Raw genomic sequence first — 22,415 nt, forward strand, 5'->3', positions numbered from 1 at the left:
GTTCGTTTGGTGCGATTGCCGTGCTTTTTGGCTAAAACAGTGGAAATAACTACAAAGCCTGCGGTACAATCAGTCATTTTGCTTTGCACAGTGCAATACTCTAATAAGAGCCATGTATGTTTAATAAACCAGCAATATTAGTTCTTGCCGATGGTACAGTGCTGCACGGGATGTCTGTTGGTGCTAATGGTGATTGCGTGGGGGAATTAGTCTTTAATACCTCCATGACCGGTTATCAAGAAATGTTGACCGATCCCTCTTATGCTAAACAAATTATTACTCTGACAACAGCTCACGTGGGAAACACCGGTTGTAATTCAGACGATATGGAGTCCTCACGAATTTGGGCAGCAGGCTTGGTCATGCGTGAATGTTCATTACAACCCAGTAATTATCGTTCGCAGCAATCTCTCCCCGATTGGCTAAAAAAACACGGTGTCGTGGCTATTGCAGGATTAGATACACGCGAATTGACGATTCGCTTACGTGAGCAAGGCGCAATTGCTGCATGCATTAGCACCAATGTTCAGCGTCCAGAGCTCGCATTCGAAAAAGCCCGCTCTTTTACAGGAATGGAAGGAAGTGATTTAGCTTGTGAAGTTTCTAGGCAAGCGATCGAACGTTGGCATTTAGGTCGCGGGGAGTGGGGCACTTCTTCTAAGCCACCGCAGTATCACGTTGTGGCTTATGATTTTGGGGTGAAACACACTATCTTGCGAATATTGCATGATAAAGGTTGCCATGTCACTCTGGTTCCCGCGCAAACCACGGCACAAGAAGCTTTAGCGCTTAATCCGAATGGTATTTTCTTATCAAACGGCCCTGGCGATCCTTTGGCTTGTGATTATGCAATAAAAGCAACGCAAACATTTATAGAAGCTGGTATTCCTTTATTCGGTATTTGCTTAGGATTTCAAATACTTGCATTAGCATGTGGTGCAAAGTCATTGAAAATGAAATTTGGTCATCATGGTGGCAATCATCCTGTCGTAGAAACGAATGAATCTAAACGCGTCTTCATCACAAGCCAGAACCATGGTTTTGCTATTGACGAAGCGTCATTGCCTGACTCGTTAGAGGTGACTCATCGTTCATTATTCGATCAAAGTTTGCAGGGAATTCGACATAAACATAAACCTGCTTTAGGTTTCCAAGGACATCCCGAAGCGAGCCCTGGACCTCATGACATCGATATTCTATTTGATGAATTTATTACCATGATGGGTTAACTAAGCGATATTAAACGACGTATTAGGTAATTCTAATAGGGCTGAACACTTATTTTTCGTAATAGCTCTCTTCTTATCCGCGGCTTGTCCGCGGGACGTAGAAATAAAGATGAGACGGAGTTATTACTGTTTTCAGGGTGAAATAACGATAAGAGGAAATAGTGTGAGTGATTTTCATGTTTTTACGTCAGAATCCGTTTCTGAAGGGCATCCAGATAAAATAGCCGATCAAATTTCTGACGCTGTCCTGGATGCCATTTTAGGTAAAGATCCCAGAGCCCGTGTTGCTTGTGAAACATTCGTTAAAACAGGAATGGTATTGGTGGGGGGGGAAATCACGACTTCGGCTTGGGTTGATGTCGAAGCCATTACCCGCGAAGTCATTAAAGATATTGGTTATGACAGCTCGGAAATGGGTTTCGATTGGGCATCCTGTGCGGTATTGTCCGCGATAGGTAAGCAATCTCCTGATATTGCTCGTGGTGTCGATAACCAAGAAACAAAAATTCTAGGAGCCGGTGATCAAGGTTTAATGTTTGGTTATGCGAGTCGCGAAACTGATGTCTACATGCCAGCTCCTATTGCATACTCACACCGATTAATGGAAAGACAAGCCAAGCTTCGGAAAAGCAAGCAATTAGATTGGCTTCGTCCTGATGCAAAATGCCAACTTACTCTGAAATACATGGATGGAAAGCCTGTGGCTGTGGATACCGTTGTATTCTCCACCCAGCACTCTCCCGATATCAGCCATAAAGATTTGATTGAGGCAGTGCGCGAAGAAATCATTAAACCCATTTTGCCAGCAGAATGGCTGCTTCCAAAAACGCGTTATTTTATTAATCCCACTGGTCGATTCGTGATCGGTGGACCTCTTGGCGATTGTGGCCTGACTGGGCGTAAAATCATTGTCGATACTTATGGTGGTATGGCTCGGCATGGGGGTGGGTGTTTTTCGGGTAAGGACCCCTCTAAGGTTGATCGTTCTGCCGCTTATGCGGCACGCTACGTGGCTAAAAACCTTGTGGCTGCGGGGATTGCCGATAAATGTGAAATTCAAGTTTCTTATGCAATTGGTATCGCTGAGCCGACCTCCATTAGCGTGGATACCTTTGGTACTGGGAATTTGCCCAATAATGTGATCATTGATTTGATCAATACCCATTTTGATTTAACGCCGCAGGGTATTATTGATCATCACGAATTATTACGGCCTATTTATCGCAAAACGGCAGCTTATGGACACTATGGCCGGGAAAACTTTCCCTGGGAACGCTTAGACAAAGCTGAAATTCTAGCGAAAGCATTGTAAGCCTAACTTTAGATATGAGGACACCAAATGAAACAGGATGCTGTGATAGCAACAAATCAGACAAAATATGATTTTAAAGTAGCTGACTTATCGCTTGCTGGCTGGGGACGCAAGGAAATTGCGATCGCCGAGACCGAAATGCCGGGATTAATGGCCTTGCGGGAAGAATTTGCTGACAAAAAGCCATTGAAAGGTGCTCGTATCGCTGGATGCTTGCATATGACTATTCAGACAGCAGTTTTAATTGAAACGCTATTGGCGTTGGGCGCTGAGGTTAGATGGTCATCGTGTAATATCTTTTCCACTCAAGATCATGCTGCGGCAGCGATGGCACAGGCGGGTATTCCTGTCTTTGCTTGGAAGGGTGAAACAGAAGAAGAATATTGGTGGTGCGTCGAACAAACACTTTATGGGCCAAATGGTTGGACCCCAAATTTACTCTTGGATGACGGAGGAGATTTAACTCAGATTATTCATGAAAAACACCCTCATCTTCTCGAAGGAATTAAAGGTGTGTCTGAGGAAACCACAACAGGGGTCGCTAGACTTTATGAAATGGCGAAAATAGATCAATTAAAGCTCCCTGCCATTAACGTGAATAATTCCGTCACTAAGTCTAAATTTGATAATTTATATGGGTGCCGTGAATCACTTTTAGATGGTCTAAAACGTGCTACAGATGTCATGATCGCAGGAAAAATTGCGCTTATTCTGGGTTATGGTGATGTCGGCAAAGGCTGCGCACAAGCTTTACGAGGCCAAGGTGCAACCGTATGGATAAGCGAGATTGATCCCATTTGTGCTTTACAAGCAGCGATGGAAGGTTATCGCGTTGTGACTCTGGACGATGTGGCTGAACAAGTGGATATCGTCGTGACAGCAACGGGTAATTATCACGTCGTAAGCCACGAACACATGCGACGTATGCGCAACCAGGCTATTTTATGCAACATAGGCCATTTTGATTCCGAAATTGATATTCAAAGCTTACGTCAATACACCTGGGAAAACATAAAGCCTCAAGTCGATCATGTGATTTTTCCGGATGGCAAGCGAATCATTATACTTGCCGAGGGCCGATTAGTTAATTTAGGCTGTGCTACTGGACACCCCAGTTTTGTGATGTCTGCTTCGTTCACTAATCAAGTTCTGGCTCAGATTGAACTGTTTCAAAATGGACAAAATTATGAGAAACAGGTCTATGTCTTGCCTAAACACCTGGATGAACGAGTTGCTCGCTTGCATTTAGATCGTATTGGTGCAAAGTTAACACAACTGACTAAGGAACAGGCTGCCTATATCGGTGTTCGAATCGAAGGACCTTACAAGCCCGATCATTATCGTTATTAATGTAAGCGTTCATCAAGGTCATGTACTGTCGCAAAAAGGATTATTGGGTAAGTTGGCCTCGGCCTAACAAGTTTAGAGATTCATTCTAAGGTTGGGCAAAGGTCCAACCTACTTTAATTTGATTTAATTGTTTGAGAAGTCACAAAATTCTACCGCCGTCCCTTAAGAAAATAAGTGCGCATTTTGCCTTTGCCTTTCACTTCAATCTCATCTCTTTCTTCAATAACGAAATGCTCTTCAAGGAGTAATGCCATCTTCTCGGTAATCTGAATTTCTCCCGGAATATTAGTCGCTTCCATCCGACTTGCTGTATTAACTACATCACCCCAAACATCGTAGATAATTTTTCGATGGCCAATCACCCCTGCAATGACAGCTCCACAGGTCATCCCTATGCGAACTTGTAATGCTATTCCATAAAGTTGAGAAAATTCTTTCGCTTTTTCCTTAATTGCAAGCGCGAAATCAGCCATGCGAAAAGCATGATCTGCGGCCGGTTCAGGAATTCCCGCCGCGGCCATGTAAGAGTCACCAATTGTTTTAATCTTTTCAACCCCATACTTTTGGGCAAGATCATCAAGCTCATCAAAAAGATGTCCTAGAATATCAAACATTTTACTCGTGCCTATTTTCACCATCATGGAAGTGAAATCGACGATATCACAGAACAGAATACTGGCTTGAGGGTATTCATCGGCAATAATTTTTTCACCTTTTTTAAGTCGTTCTGCAACAGCAGAGGGAAGGATGTTAAGAAGAAGCAATTCATTTTCTTTGGCTGCGCTGGAAATACGATGTAAAGCTTTGCTAATTGAAATCAACATAAAAACAGTGGACAAGACGGCAAGGATAATGGCAAGTGAAATGATGCGGGTAATCTCTTGAGAAAACTCTTTGTTTTTTTGAGTCGTTCTTTCAATTACTTTTTCGATAAACAATTGAATGGGAGCCATGATTTTTGCTTTGGCCTCCATGTATTCCTTACCAAAAACTAAATTGATAGCTAGTTTTTTATCGGGCTCTCCCTGCAGAGTATACTGACCGGTTCCATTATCAAATTTTCCTTCAGCAGCATTCATGGCTTTGATTTCAATTGCAGCAAGTGCATTACTCGATTCTTGTGCTTGTCGCAGAAGATCAAATTCCTGGAGAGAAAAACCACGTTCTATCATCATCTGTACCAACGATTTTGGTTTCCCATACGGTTTTGGTCTTTTATTGTCGAACACCAGATCCCAATAGACAGTGTCGTATCTTTCTGGCCGCGGACTTGTGCCATTGCGAATGGAAAGAATTTCATTGAAATAATCAAGGTATTTTTTGTCCCCTGTGACCACATAAAGACGAACCATCTTAGTTAAATCGTCTGATGAGGTTCGCAGTTCCTGAGCAATACGATAGGATTCGTAACGTTCATCGCTGCTTTGCAGTTGCAGGGTGGAGAGATGTTTCAACCATAATAGGCAACCAAGCAGGGCAATGATAAGAAAGATTAATCCAATAAAGAAAAAAACCAACAGATAATCTTGCTTGAAATGAAAACGGCGCATTCTTCTTTCCTTTAATATAAAGAGCTGCGTAAAGAAAAATTTTTTTAAGACTCATCTTCTTGGATAAAAATTATTTAATCCCTCTCATTAGTTTAGGTCTACTTTCGGACATGATACCAAGTTATTGCAAAAAATTATGACCAGGTTTAGTGTTTTCGCTATTCTGGGCTATTGCTTTATCTTTCATCACGTTAACAGTTTATAGCACTATGAGTTATGTGTTTGATGATTGTACTCAATTGGAGGAAAACCGTTTTACGCAGCGAAATTCTAATATGGCCCTACTTTCAACCCTACTCTTTCAAATAATCGTTTAGAATCCTCAAGCATATCCAAAGCCGGCTTTGTAGGGTTCTTAGCAGAGTTAGGGATTGCAAATAAAGTAATAGCTTTTGCGCATAAAGCTTGTAGTCCATAAATTATTTGCTCATTCATTGGATCTGGATCGATGAACGATTTTTTCTGATTATTCCACAGAATTTTTTCAATTTGATCCCTAGTTTCTTTGCTCAAGCCTTTATACCCATTGTAGTTTTGCGTAAAAGTGGATTTTAGTTCTAGCCGTGTTATTTTGGAGTGTGCTAAGAATGGGAGTAAGGAAACCATCTGGCTATCATCAAGGAGATTAGCTGACAAGCAAAGTGATGTAAGATGTCTAGTGCATAGGCAAGAAAAAGCGTCTTGCAATTCTGTGAGGGATAAAGAATTTAAACCATTTTCACTCCAATCAAGCGAAACCAAGCCTTTAGGCAAAACTGCAAACAGCTCATTGAGGTTGGCACCCGTTGTTCTTCCGATGGCATTGCCTAAATCTAAATGTTTGAGTTGTTTTGGAAACGATGAAATAATTTGAATTTGTTCTTCATGGGTATAATTACCCAGATAATTGCCTCTAAAACTAAGAGAGATTAGGTTTTCAGGTAGAACCTTCAAAACTTCAACGACTTCTGCAGCCGAAAATTTTTCATGGAGTTTAATCCAGTCCAGATTGAGAGACTTTAAACCTTGAGGAAGCGCTTTTAAAATTTTGATTAGGTCACTAGCAGAGTAATTTTCTAAAGCATTTGAAGCTAGGTTTAAAGATTCTAACTGAGGTGGCAAAACTTTTATAACTCTAACTAAATCATCCGCTGGGAGCCAATGAAGATAATTATACGATAAATCCAGGTTCACAAGATCTCTAGGCAATCCGTTTAATATTGTAATCAAATCATCAGTTGAGAACGGGCGCCGTCCATCATAATAACCTCCTAAATCATTTTGAGATAATTTGATAGCTTCGACTTTTTTGGGTGATTTTTTTAGAATTTTAACAAACAGTTCAGGGGGTACATGTCCACCACTCACTGGACTCAAACGTAAATTACTCAAATTGAACTCTTTGGTGTCAGGTGGTATAGTTAACATATCGAGATTTGTTAACATAAATGATTCTAATTTATAACCCATTTGAAACTACCTTAGGCCGATTTATAGTTGAGCCATAATATTATAATTCGGTCATTTATGTCAATTTTTGATCATATTCATCCTCTGGTGCTTTAATCGATATTCTATGTAAACATCCCCTAAAATAGGTGTATTTCTGATATTTTGGCTGGGGCTCAACCAACCATCTCGGGAACATGTTTAGCTGCCCATTTTGCAAAAAGTTTTGAAACCTTAATACTCGCATATTCAGAAATGTGAACGTCATCTCTCATGAGGGGCATCCCATTGTATACCATCGAACATTTTCCGCCTTTGCAAAACAAATCGTTTTGATCAAAGAAGAGAACGTCCGGATTCGATTTAGCAAAGGATTCCCTGATTGGCTTAAAAAGGGTTTCTATTTCTTCCCTTTGTGCAAGGCTGAATTCACAGGTTGCTGGGGGAGTAGAGCTAAAGGGCCTAGAAAAACATTTTTGAATGTTGGTATCAAAATGGAGGGGCCTTAAAAACACGATGACTTTAATGTGGTTTTTCTCTAAAAAATCAACTCGTTTTTTCAAGCGCGAAATATAACTGGGATCGTTGATACTCCCACTTAAGCTTAAGATGGCATATTTCAGCGAGTCCGCATTATTTTCAATGAGTTGATTGATAAATTGCTGTTGATGAAGGGGGCGGTCACCTGAGCAAGGTGAACGGGTGTAATCTTTAGTCAATTTTGTTTTATCCACTTCAGCGGGGTCACAAGTGCCTATGGAGAGAATGTTGTATTTTGAGAAGACACTGTTTTGCGAAAGTCCCGCATAAAGCTGATTGGCTAAACTGTCTCCAAGCAGGATAAGATTAGGTTTTTCATCGCGAGTGAGCATACAAAACCACCAGGAGTACTCCTTCGCCTTGGCAAAAGGAAAGCGCTTTAAACAAGTCTCATTTTTAGTGTATTTCCATAGCGGACCTACAAATTGGGAGTACGCTTTTTCAGTGTATTGCACGAAGGGTCGAGCAGCAAAAAAACCATTTTCCTTATAGCAGTAAAGGCCAATACACCCTACCATTGCCATGAAGAAAAGAAGAGTGATAGCAATCTTTTTTTGCCCGCGTCGACGAATGGGTTTTTCAATGAATTCAAAGGTTAGCCAGGCTAATACAATCGAAAGTAAAATTAGGAAGAGACGGGTTTTAGGGGAAGGAACTTGGCTTTCGATGATTCGGGCAAAAGAGAGTATGGGCCAATGCCAGAGGTATAAAGGAAAGCTAATTAAGCCAAACCATACCAATATCTTGTTAGAGAGAACATGACGATTGAACCATGTGTTCGGCCCTGCTGAAATGATTAAAGCAGCTCCGCCACAAGGTAATAATGCCCACCATCCGGGAAAAGCACGTCCTTTGATAATAAACAGAATGCCAAGAATAATTAGGATTCCACCCAATGCTGAGCGTGCATTAGGTGAAATAAGAAAAAGATTAGGCCGATTGGAGTGCACAGTGGTTTTTTTGAATTTCAAGTTAAGCTTTTCGACAAAGGCGAAGTAGTTTTGGGGATACAACGTCAGATAGGCTAAAAGTGAACCCAATAACAGCTCCCAAAAGCGAGTTTGCGGCGCGTAGAATGCGCCAATCACATCGCGGTGCACCCTGCCAATATTTAAGGCAAATGAAATAAAACAGACTGCGATGACAATCGATAAGAGATTCATTTTTCGCTTCCATGCGAAATACAGCAATAAAGGCCAAATAATATAAAATTGTTCTTCGATACCCAGTGACCAAAGATGCAGTAGAGGTTTTGTTTCAGCCGAATTATCGAAATAGCCGCTTTCAGTCCATAAGGTAATATTTGAAATAAAACTGGCGCCGCTAAAAATATGCTTGCCTAATTGCTTGTATTCATTAGCAAACAAGGCAAACCAACCCAATAAAAAACAGCTTAGTAAAACGAGTAAAAGTGAAGGGAAGATCCGCCTTATGCGTCTGCTGTAAAAGTCAGTAATTTTAAAGTTATTTTGCTCTAAGCTGCCAAAGATAATCGACGAAATTAAAAATCCGGAAATGACAAAAAAAATATCAACACCAATAAAGCCGCCTTTAAGTAAACCTGGAAAGGCATGAAAGCCAACCACAGAGAGGACGGCTATTGCACGTAACCCGTCAATGTCTGGACGATATTTCGGATGAGATGAAACCATTTATGAATCCAATGTGGTCCTTAATTCCTACCCTCCCGCGAACTGTGCGGAATTCATAAATTAAGCGGCTTGGTGGTCTGGGATTTCGCGATAAACCGCAGAAATCAATGCTGCTTTATTGCGTAGGTCCTGATAATAATTTTTGCTCAGTATTATCAAAGCGAACAATTTAGTCCAGATGTCTTATCTTGTCAATTGAACAAGATCAAACTAAATGCAATAGAGCTCGTTGTCTGATATCAGCTTGCCAATGAAATGGGAGTGACCACCGAACTTTCATTTGCGGTGAGAGGGACGGATTTTTTAGAGATAATTAAATAAGCTAATGGAACAATGTATAAAGAAAAAAATGTTCCCACCATCATACCGCTAATAATGACTAGACCTAATTGCTGTCTGCTTTCACCCCCGGCTCCGGATGCTAAAGCTAAGGGTAGAGCACCTAAAATCATGGCTAAAGTAGTCATTAAAATAGGGCGTAACCGAATCCGTGCACTCTCTATAATTGCTTCGCGTTTATGACGTCCTCGCTTAATTTGATGATTAGCAAATTCGGTAATCATAATGCCATGTTTGGTAATAAGACCAATGAGAGTAACCATGCCAATATTGGTATAAATGGATAAATTTTCCCCAAACAAATAAAGAGCAGATATTGCCCCAACTAGGCATAAGGGCACACTGAAAAGCACAATGAGTGGGTCAATAAAACTTTCGAATTGAGCCGCAAGTACAAGATAAATAAACAGTAAGGCAAGCAAAAAGGCATAAAAGCTATTGTGAGATGATTCAATGTAGTCTTTAACAGCACCTATAAAGCGATATTGAACGTCTTCGGGTAGCTTTTCTTTTAACAGCCGTTTGACGTCTTTGATGACCTCATTAAGCCTAGCACCTGGCGTTAATTCGGCACTGATGTTGGCTGCACGCATTCGATTTAAATGAGGGAGGCTGTCTGGTCCTATGGTGTTTTTAATTTGTATAAGGGTAGACAGAGGGATCATACGGCCACGGCCGCTTCGCACGTAAAGTTTATTAAGTACCGAAACATCGCGCCGATCGGATTGTTGCAGTTGCAAAATGACTTTATAGGATTGGCCATCAAAATTAAAATTGACTGGATTGTTTCCGCCTAACATCGTTGAAAGCAGTTCAGCCACATCGGCCAAATTGACATCTAAATCAGCGGCTAATTGGCGGTCAATTTCAATATCAACCTGTTCACTATCGAGTGCTAGATTGTTTTTCACGTGTCTTAAACGAGGATCATCAGCGAGTGTTTTTACAATTTCACTGCTGATATCATTCAGCCTTAAATAGGAACTATTTCCTAAAAGGGCTACATTGAACTGACTATTCGTTCCTCCTCGATGACCAAAAGGGTTGGGGCTAACCGGAAAAACGCTAACGCCGGTAATTTTTTGCATTTTATCACTCAGTTCATTGCTAATTTCTTTTTGTGAACGGTGACGCTTATCCCAAGGAACGAGTTTGAGTAAGGTGAATGCGGAGTTTGGTTTCACAGAAGTCAGATAAGTTGCTTTTTCCGGTATAGTTTCATAAATCGCTTCAAGTTCGCGACTGTATTGATCGGTGTAATTAGTGCTGGAGTTAGTGGGGGAAGAAATGGGGCCCATGATGTAAGATTGATCTTCAATTGGTGCAAGTTCTGCACCTAAGTGGAAATAGCAAAACAAACCTAGCAAACAGGAAAACAATAATAGAAGGGATAAACGTCGCGGATGATTGAGAGCAAGATTTAAGCTTTGCTGGTAGCAAGAGCCTAATTTGTCAAATTGGCGATCTAACCAGCGACTATAGCGCCCGTCTTCTTGTTTTAGCAATTTTGAGCACATCATGGGAGATAAACTTAAGGCAACAATTCCCGAGATAATGACACTGAGTGCCAGAGTGGTACCAAATTGAAGGAACAATTTTCCTGTAAAACCCGCAACAAATCCCATGGGGGCATAAACTGCGGCCAAAGTGATTGTCATTGCTAAGACCACAAAGATAATTTCGTTGGATCCTTTGATTGCAGCTTGCATAGGACTTAATCCTGCTTGCATGTGGCGATGGCAGTTTTCTAATACGACAATTGCATCATCCACCACAAGCCCTATGGCTAAGACCATAGCCAAAAAAGTAAGGGTATTGAGTTCAAATCCAAGTAAATACATGGGCCAAAAAGCACTCACTAAGCAAATTGGGATAGTGATAATAGGAATAATGGCTGCGCGAAGATTTCCTAAAAAAAGAAAAACCACTAAACCAACAAACAGCACTGCTTCAATAAAGGTTTTATACACCTCATGGATGGATTGTTTAATGTAGCGAGTGGAATCAAAAACAAATTGAATATTAAACCCAGGAGGGAGGTTTTGTTTTAATGAATTAATCGTCTTATGAACTGCAGCGGCAACTTCTACTGGATTAGCTGTGGATTGGGCCAATATTGCTAGTCCCACAGCAGGTTTGCCGTTAATACGCAGCAAATTATCTTCATTTTCGCTACCGACCGTAATTCGAGCAATTTCAGCTAAGCGAATGACTTGATTATTGCGTTGAGCAATCACTAAATCAGAGAAGTGTTTAGCGTCTTGTAAGCGCGCATGCGTAACCACGGTATAATAACGATTTGTGCTTTTAATTTGTCCACTTGGGACATCAATATTCTGCTGCATTAGTGCATTTTTTACCTCGGCAACGGTGACCTGATGAGCGGCCATTCTAACCGGATCTAAAGCAATCTTAACCGCATAATCCCGCCCACCGTGGAAAATAACTTCGCCAACTCCTTTAATTTCTTGCAGAATGGGTTTGATATTACGCGTCACGTAGTCCGTGATCTCCAGGGGTGTTTTTAATTGATCATTAAAACCAATAACGGCTACAGGATTGGCCTCAGCATCGTTTTTACTCACAGTGGGCGAATGACTATCATTCGGTAATTTTGCTGAAAGAGCAGAAAGCTTATTACGAATATCATTGACTGCTTCATTAATATCGACACCGAGTTGGAAATCAATATTGATTCGACTCTTGCCAATAAGGCTCATCGAGCGAAGCGTATCAATTCCTGAAATGCCTGAAATCGCATTCTCTATAGGAATAGTGATTTCTTTCTCAACTAACTCAGGGCTTGCTCCATCAAAATCTGTTGCAATATGCACGATTGGCTTATCGATATTCGGTAGATGCCTGAGGGGTAGTTTACTGAAGTGAATTAAACCAGCGATGACCAAAATCAAAGTAAGAACAATGGTAAAAACAGGGCGTTTAATACATCGTTCTGGAAAATTGATCATGAGCTTTATCCTTTACGAATATCAATAACTCGACTGCCTTCTTTTAGCTTATGTTGGCCACGTATAATAACAATATCGCTGGAATTAAGCCCACTACAAATTTCAGTCATCGAAGCGTGATGTACGCCCGTTTTAACGCGAACTGCGACTGCCTTTTTGCCGCGTAAGATAAAAATTTTCTGGCCATTGATCGTAGGAATCAAACTTTCTTCTGGGACAAGAAGCCGCTTTTTTCTTTCTCCGAACTGATGACTTACGCGCACGAATAATCCAGCGGATAATAGGCGTTCTACGTTATCGATTAGGGCTTCGACTGCAATGGTACGTGTTTGTTTGTCGACCGCAGGATCGATATAATTGACGATGCCTAGGTAAGTTTTATTGGGAAAGGCATCCGAACGCACGGTAACTTTTTGTCCAAGATGGAGTTTAGGCAAATAGCGTTCTGGCAGATTATATTCGACGCGCAGTTTTTGATTAGCCACTAAACGAACTAAGGGCTGTCCAACTTTAACGTATTGCCCAACACTCACTTGCCTTGAGCCTAGTGTGCCAGAAAAAGGGGCACGCAAACTTAGTTTTTCAAGTTGAGCTTGTTTTACCTTGACGGTGTTTTCCTTTTCCTGCAAATCAGCTAGCGTTTTATCCAAAGCTTGTTCAGAAGCAAGGCTGCGCTTAGCTAATTCTTTGGTGCGAATGTAATTGGTTTCGCTTAACGTTAAATTGGCCTTTGCGCTCGCTAATTCACTTTTTAATACCGTATCATCCAATTGGATAAGAAGAGTTCCTTTTTTCACGTAGGCCCCGGGTGTAAAATAAATGGCAGCAATTTGCCCCGCCAATTCGGAACTAATATCAATATTGTCAGTGCTTGCGAGACTTCCTAGCGTTTCGAATTTTTCAGCCAGAATTTTTTCAGTCACTTGAGCGGTCTCGACAGTGATTGCTTTTACTTCATTACCATGGGTGTCTATTTTCTTGTGATGGCTAGTATAGATATAACCAAGCGTGGTGAAGAGGATGAGTGTCGAAAGCAAGAGAATAGAGCGATTTTTCATGCAACAGGCACTCCGAGGATAGAATAGCAAGAAATTATAAAACACTTTGGGTGAAGATTCAAAAACGCGCCGAGTTAGGGTTGGTTTTTGATGAATCGTTGTGGATGGGGTGACTACCGAGAATCGGAGGTCCCTCGCTTTGCTCGGGATGACAGAAATATGCCGAGAAGCCAGATTATGCCCCGAGATGCCAGCATTTATAGGCGTGATGCCAGCATTATACGTGTGATGCCAGCCATGTGTGATGCTAGCATATATGTGTGATGTTAGTACTCTACATGTGATCCCAGCACTCTACTGTGATGACAGCATTTACGCATGATGACAGGGTCATACGCGAGGGCCTAAATGTCTCGTTTCGGACGGAGTGAGATCTCCAAGCGTGAAGATTGTTTGCTGTGCTTGCTGAGATTTCTTATGCCGACGGTGATGCGTCCTGGGCAAGCCAATCGGTCAGAACTTCAATAATTTTTCGTGCTTGCTCTTCGCTGGAAATATTGAATTTAGATTTCATCCAGTATTGATTGTTACGCTTTTGATAACGCCTAATCGAGTATTTCACCGGTCCGAAATCGTTTTTGCTGTTATCCCAATCTTGATAGCGAAATAGAATGGTTGTCCAGGCGCCTTTGGATAAAATATGTTTTCCCAATTCCCTTGTTGTTTCAGTACCGTCTTCGCTATAAGCAATAGTTAAATCATCGATCGATGCACTCATGGTTGATTCCACAATAGAAATTAATCGATGGATTGTAATTTGCCATTAACAAATGTCAAGGTAATTGGCGATTGATATTCTCCCGGCTGGTAAATCCAAATTTGTGGTTTTTGGTTAGATTGGATGGGTTGATTGATATAAGAATTATTCACCACAGAAGGACTACCGCATGCGCCGTAGACTTTAGAGGCAGGATCGCCAACTTGAATGCTAGTACCTCCACAAACGGAGAAAGCATTAGTCCCTGAACCATTGATATTGACCGATTGAACTTTATTATCAACAATGTTGACTTGCAGCTGGGCTCCGCCACTAGTACCAGTAGGTATTGACCATACCCCATAAAACGCTGTTGGGCTTCCTGCGTTATTATACATGAGCTGCTGCACGGGTACCTTTTGCATCACAGGTTGATTGGATTGTTGTTGGCTTAATGGTTGCCCACAAGCAGCAATAACTTGATCCGGGGTCATACCTACATTGATATAGCCCTGATTTTGAGGACAATAATAGGATTGTACACTGGCCATTGCATTCATTGAGAAAGAAACAATTCCTACAGTGATGACTAATCGGCTGCTCATGAGCTTATCCAAAATGGTCCAACTTGATTCTAGTATAGCTCTCTTCCTGCTAAATTGTGATACTTTTCAACAAAGCGCTCTTAAATTTTCTGTAGGGAAAAAATTTTATTCATTTGCTTTGCAAAAGATTCCCGCTTTCGCGGGAATGGCAAACGTTAAATAAGTCTCAATGGTAATGATGCACTCATGAATAAGACAATGGCTTTTAGAATGATCATGATAATAAAAGGTGAAAAATCAAAACCAGAAATATCAGGGATTAAATAACGTCCGAGTGCTAATAAAGGATCGGTAATCTTTCTGATCACCTCTTCAACAGGATGATGCCAATCGGGCTTGACCCAGCTCATAACGACTCGAATCAAAATGAGATAAAAAAGCAGATTGCAGGGCTGAGAGATGAGATCGGCCAACACAAACACAAATAAGTAAGTTAAAGGCATCATAGTGCCATAAAGAAAGAAGCTAAGTAGAATGTACTTAATGACTTCAACAATAAAGATGACTGCTAAACAAGCCCAATCATAACGACTTGGATGCGCTTTATCAGAAGGAATTAAACCTTGAACAGGTTTTATTAACGGATCCGCAAAGGTGTTAATCATCTGAGAAACGGGATGAAGTGGAGAAATTTTGAAGTAGCGCAAAAACATACGCGCCCATAATAAGAGCAACACTAATCCGAAGAAGAGTGAAACTAAAAAATGACCCACAGCGATAAATCCTGACATGTTACCCCTCGTTAAAAAGTATTCTTAAGCTATACAACTATAGCATGGGTGAGGCACCAAGCTGTTTCGCGCGTTCGTACGCCGCTTCCATGGCTTTAAAGAGCAATTCGGCAAACCCTTGCTGCTCAAGTATATCGATAGCGGCTGCCGTTGTGCCAGCAGGTGAGGTTACCTTTTTTCGCAATTCTTTAATTTCAAGTGTCGAATTTGAGGCTAATTCTAAAGCACCAACAACGGTTTGCAAGGTAAAAGTTCTGGCAATTTCTTCATTCAGACCTAATTTTTTTGCTGAATCAATCAGGGCCTCTAAAAAGAAAAAGACATAAGCAGGTCCGCTACCAGAAAGAGCGGTAAAGGCATCAATGTCCTTTTCCTCTGTTGTCCAAGAAACAATTCCTGAGTTCTTGAAAATTTGTTCTGCAATGCCTTTTTGTTCGTCGTTGACAAACGAATTGGCAATCAGAGGTGTTGCGCCTTTGCCTAGGGTAATAGCTATATTGGGCATGGAGCGGATTATCGGTTGTCCCGGACGACAGTGTTGCCCTAGCCAGTTTAAACTTAAGCCGGCAGCGACCGAGATGAGCAGGCAATGTTTAGGCAATGCTTCTTTAATTTCCGATAAAACAGTCGCCATCTTAGTGGGCTTTACTGCCAATATCACCAGATCTGCTTCTTTAATACCCACTAGATTATGAGGATGTGTAATAATTCCTTCAGAGGTTTTTCCTTCGTTTAATGAAGGAGAGGTGGCAGTAAGATGATAGTTAAGTTGACCGCATAAGCTGTGCGCAATGGCTTTCGCCATATTACCGAAACCAATAAAATGAATTTTCATTAAATTACCTTCGTTCGCCAAAAATGGCTCTACCAATACGAACCATTGTACTTCCTGCACGAATTGCTGCAACTAAATCCTCTGTCATTCCCATCGATAATGTATCGAGATTCAAACCCAGTTCTTGATTAAGTTGGTTAAAAAGATTCGTTAAACGCAATAAACTCTCATACTGCTGTTGCTCGCCTAACTGTGGTTTAGGAATAGTCATCAAGCCACGCAATTTTAAACGAGGTAGCTGATGAGCAATTAAAGCAAGTTCATGCACCTGCTGCGGGAGAAGCCCAGATTTAGTTTCTTCTTCATCCAAATTCACTTGCAGACACACATTGAGTGCGGGAAGATGTGCTGGCCTGTGTTGGGCAAGGAGCCGAGCAATTTTTTCTCGGCTCACACTATGGACCCAGCTGAAGGCTTGAGCTATTTCTTGCGTCTTATTACTTTGAATTGGACCAATAAAATGCCAGCAAATGGGTAAATGCGTTAAAGCACGCATTTTTGTTTTTGCTTCTTGCCAATAATTTTCACCAATATGGCAAATTCCTGCCGCAACAGCCTCTGCAATTGCGTTAGTAGGTTGTCCTTTACTTACTGCCAGTAACTCAATCTCATGAGGTGAGCGCTGGCAGGATTCGGCTGTTGTGGCAATCACTTGTTGAATTTGCGCGATCCGTTCTGCAATGGTCATCATTCGATAACCCATTTAATCGGCATTTTTTTGCAACTCAATTAACTGGGTAATGCCGCTTTCTGCCAATGAAAGCATGCTATTTAGCTGATCCCGAGTAAAGCTTCTATCCTCAGCAGTGCCTTGAATCTCAATGAAATGGCCTTCTTCATTCATCACGACATTCATGTCTGTTTCAGCAAGAACGTCTTCGGCGTAATCCAAATCTAAAACGGGTTGGCCTCGATAAATACCTACCGAAACTGCAGCGACATAATTAAAAGCAGGCATTTTGCGTAATTTTTCTCGGGTCACCATCCACGTCAATGCATCTTTCAGCGCGATGCAAGAGCCGGTAATTGCTGCGGTGCGTGTGCCTCCATCAGCTTGGATGACATCGCAGTCGATGGTTAGGGTGACTTCACCTAAAACCTTTAAATCAATACAAGTGCGTAAGGAACGACCGATAAGGCGTTGAATTTCTAACGTTCTACCGCCTTGTTTGCCTTTACTCGCTTCTCGCTCTGTTCGGCTGTGAGTGGCACGGGGTAGCATGCCATATTCAGCAGTTATCCAACCCTGGTTTTTACCTTTAAGAAAGCGGGGTACGCCGTCAATGACTGAAACATTGCAAACCACGCGAGTTTGACCAAATTCGATGAGCACGGAACCTTCGGCATGAGCGGTATAATTTCGTGTAATTTTAATAGGACGCAGTGCATTGGGTTCGCGATTACTAGGGCGCATGATAATCCTCGATGAAAATGGGAAATTATACCCAACTCTCTTCGGTATTCATACCCAAGAGACTCAAAATGCTCTTTTTGGGGCTCTTTTTTATAGGTATAGTCGGTCTCATTATTGACTTCTGAAACGCGAAACCCAAAATTTGAATTTTTTGGCATAAATTATTTATTTTAGAGGAGTTTAAGTTGAGGGTTATTGTACAAAATAAATCCTAATTAGTAAGTATTAGGTCATGATTGCTGCCATATGGTAAAAATAAAACACACCAAATCTATTGTTTAAGCAATGGCTTACGTTAAATCCAAACAATAATCGACGCATAAGTAAGCTGTCATCAAACGCTGAGGGCACTTTCAAACCATCTACTCACATGCAAAACCTTGCATTTGTACAAATTTAGTTTATATTCGCCCCACCTTAGATTAGTTAGTAGTATTATGACTCAAAGCATGACGGCTTTTGCCAGAGTACAAAAAGAACTGGATACAGGTATTTTTTGTTGGGAAATCCGATCGGTAAATCATCGTTATCTGGATGCGACTTTTCGAATTCCTGACGCATTTCGATTTTTGGAAACCGCATTACGTGCCATGCTGCGTGGCAAGATAAGTCGTGGTAAATTAGAATGTCAGCTTAAGTTTCAAGATGTCGGTAGTCATGATCAGGCTATCCTTATCAATGAAAATTTAGTCAATGGGTTAATTAATGCAGGAAATAAATTATCCGCCACTCACCATTTGGCGAATGATTTGTCTTTAACTGCTCTCCTGACTTGGCCTGGCGTTGCACAAACAACGCAACCTGATATTGAAATGTTAGGTCAATATGCGGAACAATTATTCGATGAAGCATTAACCCGATTGCTTAAAATGAGAGAAATAGAAGGACAAGCTTTGCAAACTTATGTGCTAGGCCGTCTGGAAAATTTAAGCGTTGTTGTGAACAATGCAATGCTTCATGTGGCGGCTAATACACAACAAGCTCGAGACAAATTACTTAATCGTTTGAAAACATTGCAAATGGATGTGGATAATGTTCGAATTGAGCAAGAAATTGCCCTATTGCTAACGCGTTTAGACGTCAGTGAAGAATTGGATCGACTGCAGATGCACATTAAAGAAGTGGCTAACGTTTTAAAAAATACTGAAGCGGCTGGGCGGCGTTTAGATTTTCTAATGCAAGAGTTAAATCGAGAGGCAAACACACTTAGCTCGAAATCAGATTCAATGGTGTTGACTCAATGTGCAGTTGAAATGAAAGTGCTAATCGAACAAATGCGAGAACAAATTCAAAATATAGAGTGATAACTATGGATGCACCTTATCCGGGTAATTTAATTATTGTTGCTGCTCCTTCAGGTGGAGGCAAAACGAGCCTAGTTAAAAAATTAGTGAGCACTTTGGAGCATATCGAGGTCTCTATTTCTCATACGACTCGGAAAATGCGTCCTGGAGAAAGGGATGGTGTGGATTATTTTTTTATCAATGAACAGCAATTTTTAGAGATGATTAATGCCAATGCCTTTATTGAGCATGCGCAAGTGTTTAATCATTATTATGGCACTTCAGTGAAGCAAATTAATGCACGACTTGCAGCAGGGATTGACGTGGTGTTAGATATCGATTGGCAAGGTGCTCAACAGATCAAAACAATTTTCCCCGATGCAATTTCAGTGTTTATTATTCCGCCTTCTCTGGAAATTTTACAAAAAAGACTCTTTGATCGACGCCAAGACGACGAAGAAGTGATTGGTAATCGCATGAAACGAGCCCAAGACGAATTAAGCCATTTTTCTGAATTTGATTACCTTATTGTGAATGATGATTTCGATAAGGCTTCTTTAGAGTTACAATCCATTGTTATGGCAAGTCGCTTGCGGATGGCACGCCAAAAAATAGAGCAAGGAAAATTACTTTCTTTCCTGCTTGCATCGCAGTAAAATAGAGTATTTTCGCCTCAGTTTGGGATGCATTTGTCAAACCGACAGACGTTTTATCCTGTCTGGGGCTGCTCAGAACGTACAAGCATTCTGCTTGAGCTATTAATTCGGAGGTAAGAATATGGCACGTGTGACTGTGGAAGATTGTTTAGAACATGTAGCAAATCGCTTTGAACTGGTAATGGTTGCTACAAAGCGTGCTCGAGATATCGCAGTGCGAGGAGAACAACCTTTAGTGGAGTGGGAAAATGATAAACCCACAGTGGTTGCTCTTCGAGAAATTGCGCAAGGGTTAATTACGCCAGAGATATTGGAAAAGGATTAGGATTTAACAACCCCAATTGACTATATTACTAATAAAGGCCTTGTAAATATTAAGTTTTGCACTAAAGGGCCTTCGCATGACATACGTCTTACGTTCTGCGGTTATCGGCGGAATTGAGTGATGTTACACGATGGATGAATCCCGCGAAGAAGTTACGGGCGTGGGGTTAAGAGTGAGATTGGATTTAATAAATCGTGCGTAGCCCTGGGTTTTCGAGCACGCGATTATTGTCATGTGCTCATAAGCTTTTGTTGAATGATAATCTGCTGTTGACTTTGCCTAATAAAGGTTAGCGGTAGTGGAATAGGGGAGTACGGCGTGGGCTACTTTAAGGAGCTGGATGAAGAGCTTAAATGCTACCTTGAGCAACCGCTTATTGAAAAATGCTATCAAGCTTATTTAGTGGCTGAAAAAGCACACCGCGGCCAAATGCGCCGCTCAGGTGAACCCTATATTACTCACCCGGTCGCAGCGGCATTAATTTTAGCCCGTATGCGGCTTGATCATCAAACCATCATGGCAACCCTTCTGCATGATGTAGTCGAAGACACTTCCATCAGTAAAGAGGATCTTATCCAGCAATTCGGTGAGGATGTCACTGCTTTAGTGGATGGGGTAACTAAGTTAACAAAGATTAAATTCGAATCGCGAGCCGAAGCACAAGCGGAAAATTTTCGCAAAATGGTGTTGGCGATGGTCAAAGACATTCGAGTTATTATCGTAAAACTCGCTGATCGCTTTCACAATATGCATACTTTAGGCTCAATGCCCTCCGTTAAGCGACGAAGAATTGCTATTGAGACTTTGGAAATTTATGCACCCATTGCGAATCGCCTAGGAATGCACGCCATTTATACCGGTCTTGAAGATTTAGGCTTTCAAGCGCTTTATCCCATGCGTTATCAAGCAATCAAATCAGCGGTTGAAAAAGCACGAGGCAACCGACGTGAACTAACCCAGAAAATTGAAAAAGATTTACAAGAGGCCCTAAATGGGTTGAATATTCCCTACGAACACGTTTTTGGCCGGCAAAAACATTTATACAGTATTTATCGCAAGATGCGGCAAAAAAAAGCTTCTTTCACTGAAATCACGGATGTTTTTGCATTTCGGATAATTACAGAAGACATTGATTCCTGTTATAGAGTGATGGGTGCCCTGCATCGCACCTATAAGCCAGTGCCGCAGCGGTTTAAAGATTACATTGGTATACCGAAAGCAAATGGATATCAATCATTACACACGACGTTATTTGGCCCTTACGGGGTACCTTTAGAGGTACAAATTCGTACGCGCGACATGGATAAAGTGGCTGAAAATGGAGTGGCTGCTCACTGGATTTATAAATCGTCTGGTTTGGAAGTGAATGAAGCCCAATTGCGAGCTCGCGAATGGGTGCAGCGATTGTTAGAAATGCAGCGAATCACAGGAAGCTCTTTAGAATTTATAGAAAACGTGAAAATTGACCTTTTCCCAGATGAAGTTTATGTTTTCACCCCGAAAGGCCATATTATGGAGCTACCAAAAGGAGCAACACCGGTTGATTTTGCTTATACCGTTCATTCAGGGGTGGGTAACGGTTGTGTGGCTGCCAAGGTTAATCGCCGGTTAGTCCCTTTGAGTGTCCCTCTCACCAACGGGCAAACTGTCGAAATTATTACTGCCCCTGGCGCCCATCCTAATCCTGCTTGGTTAAATTTTGTGGTTACGGGTAAGGCCCGTTCCAACATCCGCCATTTTCTCAAGAGTCAGCAACATGCTGAGTCCATCGTTCTCGGCAAGCGCTTACTTGAGCAATCCATCACTGAATTAGGAAGTGACTATAATAAAGTCCCTCCTGAGACCTTACAGGCATTACTTCACGATCTCAGCTACAAATCAGAGGATGAGCTGCTGTACGCCATAGGTATTGGTAATCAAATGCCAATGGTAATTGCCAAACGGCTATTCTTAAATCAAGATGCCAGCGAACTGGATAAAGCGGACAAAAGCCGTCCTTTAGCCATCAAAGGCACTGAAGGGATGGTGGTGCATTTTGCTGATTGCTGCCAACCTATTCCAGGTGATAACATTGTGGGTCGTTTTCAACAAGGACGAGGAATTATGGTACACGCCAGCGATTGCCCTAATATAAACCAAGGACGTAGCCATCCTGAGCAACTTATTTCATTGCGTTGGGATGAGCAAGTTGAAGGGGAGTATTGGGTTGATATTACCGTTGAGGTAGCTAATCAACGAGGGGTGTTGGCAGCTCTTGCTACTGCTATTTCTGAAGCAGAGTCTAATATAGGGAATATTAATGTCGATCCGAGGGATGGACGCCATAATGCAGTCACTTTTTCCATCAGTGTACGCGACAGATCTCACTTGGCGCGAGTGATGCGTCGTTTGCGTGCCAACAAAGTAGTCATGCGCCTTTATCGTAAAAAGCAGGGAGAATAA

General features: G+C 41.6%; 18 protein-coding genes. 7 read left to right on the top strand and 11 right to left on the bottom strand.

Annotated elements, in window-relative coordinates:
- The first annotated feature begins 116 nt into the window (after positions 1–116).
- From carA to ahcY, 3 genes are all read left to right on the top strand, one after another.
- Positions 117–1,229, top strand: a complete 1,113-nt coding sequence (gene carA, locus B5D33_RS02680; RefSeq protein ID WP_058453256.1) for a glutamine-hydrolyzing carbamoyl-phosphate synthase small subunit — start codon at positions 117–119, stop codon at positions 1,227–1,229.
- Positions 1,230–1,392: 163 nt separating this feature from the next.
- Positions 1,393–2,541: a methionine adenosyltransferase gene (gene metK, locus B5D33_RS02685; protein WP_058453257.1), complete on the top strand. Its 1,149-nt coding sequence runs from the start codon at positions 1,393–1,395 to the stop codon at positions 2,539–2,541.
- Between the two features lie 27 nt (positions 2,542–2,568).
- Positions 2,569–3,891: an adenosylhomocysteinase gene (ahcY, locus tag B5D33_RS02690; protein ID WP_058453258.1), complete on the top strand. Its 1,323-nt coding sequence runs from the start codon at positions 2,569–2,571 to the stop codon at positions 3,889–3,891.
- Between the two features lie 149 nt (positions 3,892–4,040).
- Here the strand turns inward: ahcY and B5D33_RS02695 are convergent, their stop codons facing one another.
- From B5D33_RS02695 to rph, 11 genes are all read right to left on the bottom strand, one after another.
- The gene (locus B5D33_RS02695) at positions 4,041–5,441 is read right to left on the bottom strand and encodes an adenylate/guanylate cyclase domain-containing protein (protein WP_058453259.1); all 1,401 of its coding nucleotides are present in this window, start codon (positions 5,439–5,441) and stop codon (positions 4,041–4,043) included.
- A gap of 270 nt (positions 5,442–5,711) precedes the next feature.
- Positions 5,712–6,890, bottom strand: a complete 1,179-nt coding sequence (locus B5D33_RS02700; protein ID WP_058453260.1) for an NEL-type E3 ubiquitin ligase domain-containing protein — start codon at positions 6,888–6,890, stop codon at positions 5,712–5,714.
- A gap of 155 nt (positions 6,891–7,045) precedes the next feature.
- Positions 7,046–9,061 (bottom strand): acyltransferase family protein, encoded by a 2,016-nt coding sequence (locus B5D33_RS02705; protein ID WP_058453261.1) that lies wholly within the window; start codon positions 9,059–9,061, stop codon positions 7,046–7,048.
- Between the two features lie 239 nt (positions 9,062–9,300).
- Positions 9,301–12,369, bottom strand: coding sequence for an efflux RND transporter permease subunit (locus B5D33_RS02710; RefSeq protein WP_058453262.1), 3,069 nt, complete (start codon positions 12,367–12,369; stop codon positions 9,301–9,303).
- A 5-nt stretch (positions 12,370–12,374) separates the two neighbouring features.
- The gene (locus B5D33_RS02715; RefSeq protein WP_058453263.1) at positions 12,375–13,427 is read right to left on the bottom strand and encodes an efflux RND transporter periplasmic adaptor subunit; all 1,053 of its coding nucleotides are present in this window, start codon (positions 13,425–13,427) and stop codon (positions 12,375–12,377) included.
- Between the two features lie 415 nt (positions 13,428–13,842).
- Positions 13,843–14,145: a hypothetical protein gene (locus tag B5D33_RS02720; RefSeq protein ID WP_058453264.1), complete on the bottom strand. Its 303-nt coding sequence runs from the start codon at positions 14,143–14,145 to the stop codon at positions 13,843–13,845.
- A gap of 20 nt (positions 14,146–14,165) precedes the next feature.
- The gene (locus B5D33_RS02725) at positions 14,166–14,729 is read right to left on the bottom strand and encodes a DUF2845 domain-containing protein (protein ID WP_058453265.1); all 564 of its coding nucleotides are present in this window, start codon (positions 14,727–14,729) and stop codon (positions 14,166–14,168) included.
- A gap of 155 nt (positions 14,730–14,884) precedes the next feature.
- A complete protein-coding gene (locus B5D33_RS02730) occupies positions 14,885–15,460 on the bottom strand; it encodes a YggT family protein (RefSeq protein WP_058453266.1) in 576 nt (191 codons plus the stop codon).
- A gap of 37 nt (positions 15,461–15,497) precedes the next feature.
- Complete coding sequence (proC, locus tag B5D33_RS02735; protein WP_058453267.1) at positions 15,498–16,295, bottom strand: pyrroline-5-carboxylate reductase; 798 nt, start codon at positions 16,293–16,295, stop codon at positions 15,498–15,500.
- Positions 16,296–16,299: 4 nt separating this feature from the next.
- On the bottom strand, positions 16,300–16,983 hold the full coding sequence (locus B5D33_RS02740) for a YggS family pyridoxal phosphate-dependent enzyme (protein ID WP_058453458.1): 684 nt from the start codon (positions 16,981–16,983) through the stop codon (positions 16,300–16,302).
- A 15-nt stretch (positions 16,984–16,998) separates the two neighbouring features.
- Complete coding sequence (gene rph, locus B5D33_RS02745; protein WP_058453268.1) at positions 16,999–17,709, bottom strand: ribonuclease PH; 711 nt, start codon at positions 17,707–17,709, stop codon at positions 16,999–17,001.
- Between the two features lie 437 nt (positions 17,710–18,146).
- On the opposite strand from rph, the gene B5D33_RS02750 reads away from it, so the two are divergent.
- From B5D33_RS02750 to spoT, 4 genes are all read left to right on the top strand, one after another.
- A complete protein-coding gene (locus tag B5D33_RS02750; protein ID WP_058453269.1) occupies positions 18,147–19,013 on the top strand; it encodes a YicC/YloC family endoribonuclease in 867 nt (288 codons plus the stop codon).
- A gap of 5 nt (positions 19,014–19,018) precedes the next feature.
- Positions 19,019–19,648, top strand: a complete 630-nt coding sequence (gene gmk / locus B5D33_RS02755; protein ID WP_058453270.1) for a guanylate kinase — start codon at positions 19,019–19,021, stop codon at positions 19,646–19,648.
- Between the two features lie 121 nt (positions 19,649–19,769).
- Positions 19,770–19,973 carry a DNA-directed RNA polymerase subunit omega gene (rpoZ, locus tag B5D33_RS02760; protein ID WP_058453271.1) on the top strand — a complete coding sequence of 68 codons (204 nt, stop codon included), beginning with the start codon at positions 19,770–19,772 and terminating at the stop codon, positions 19,971–19,973.
- A gap of 318 nt (positions 19,974–20,291) precedes the next feature.
- Positions 20,292–22,415 carry a bifunctional GTP diphosphokinase/guanosine-3',5'-bis pyrophosphate 3'-pyrophosphohydrolase gene (gene spoT / locus B5D33_RS02765; RefSeq protein ID WP_078767314.1) on the top strand — a complete coding sequence of 708 codons (2,124 nt, stop codon included), beginning with the start codon at positions 20,292–20,294 and terminating at the stop codon, positions 22,413–22,415.

It is taken from the genome of Legionella maceachernii (genome assembly GCF_900167045.1).
Classification (GTDB): domain Bacteria; phylum Pseudomonadota; class Gammaproteobacteria; order Legionellales; family Legionellaceae; genus Tatlockia; species Tatlockia maceachernii.

Excerpts from the sequence above, each read along its gene's own strand:
- rpoZ (WP_058453271.1), top strand. The coding sequence starts at position 19,770 with ATGGCACGTGTGACTGTGGAAGATTGTTTAGAACATGTAGCAAATCGC.
- proC (WP_058453267.1), bottom strand. The coding sequence starts at position 16,295 with ATGAAAATTCATTTTATTGGTTTCGGTAATATGGCGAAAGCCATTGCG.
- B5D33_RS02720 (WP_058453264.1), bottom strand. The coding sequence starts at position 14,145 with ATGAGTGCATCGATCGATGATTTAACTATTGCTTATAGCGAAGACGGT.
- B5D33_RS02725 (WP_058453265.1), bottom strand. The coding sequence starts at position 14,729 with ATGAGCAGCCGATTAGTCATCACTGTAGGAATTGTTTCTTTCTCAATG.
- B5D33_RS02715 (WP_058453263.1), bottom strand. The coding sequence starts at position 13,427 with ATGAAAAATCGCTCTATTCTCTTGCTTTCGACACTCATCCTCTTCACC.
- B5D33_RS02750 (WP_058453269.1), top strand. The coding sequence starts at position 18,147 with ATGACTCAAAGCATGACGGCTTTTGCCAGAGTACAAAAAGAACTGGAT.
- B5D33_RS02700 (WP_058453260.1), bottom strand. The coding sequence starts at position 6,890 with ATGGGTTATAAATTAGAATCATTTATGTTAACAAATCTCGATATGTTA.
- ahcY (WP_058453258.1), top strand. The coding sequence starts at position 2,569 with ATGAAACAGGATGCTGTGATAGCAACAAATCAGACAAAATATGATTTT.
- B5D33_RS02710 (WP_058453262.1), bottom strand. The coding sequence starts at position 12,369 with ATGATCAATTTTCCAGAACGATGTATTAAACGCCCTGTTTTTACCATT.
- carA (WP_058453256.1), top strand. The coding sequence starts at position 117 with ATGTTTAATAAACCAGCAATATTAGTTCTTGCCGATGGTACAGTGCTG.
- B5D33_RS02695 (WP_058453259.1), bottom strand. The coding sequence starts at position 5,441 with ATGCGCCGTTTTCATTTCAAGCAAGATTATCTGTTGGTTTTTTTCTTT.
- gmk (WP_058453270.1), top strand. The coding sequence starts at position 19,019 with ATGGATGCACCTTATCCGGGTAATTTAATTATTGTTGCTGCTCCTTCA.
- rph (WP_058453268.1), bottom strand. The coding sequence starts at position 17,709 with ATGCGCCCTAGTAATCGCGAACCCAATGCACTGCGTCCTATTAAAATT.
- B5D33_RS02705 (WP_058453261.1), bottom strand. The coding sequence starts at position 9,061 with ATGGTTTCATCTCATCCGAAATATCGTCCAGACATTGACGGGTTACGT.
- B5D33_RS02740 (WP_058453458.1), bottom strand. The coding sequence starts at position 16,983 with ATGACCATTGCAGAACGGATCGCGCAAATTCAACAAGTGATTGCCACA.
- B5D33_RS02730 (WP_058453266.1), bottom strand. The coding sequence starts at position 15,460 with ATGTCAGGATTTATCGCTGTGGGTCATTTTTTAGTTTCACTCTTCTTC.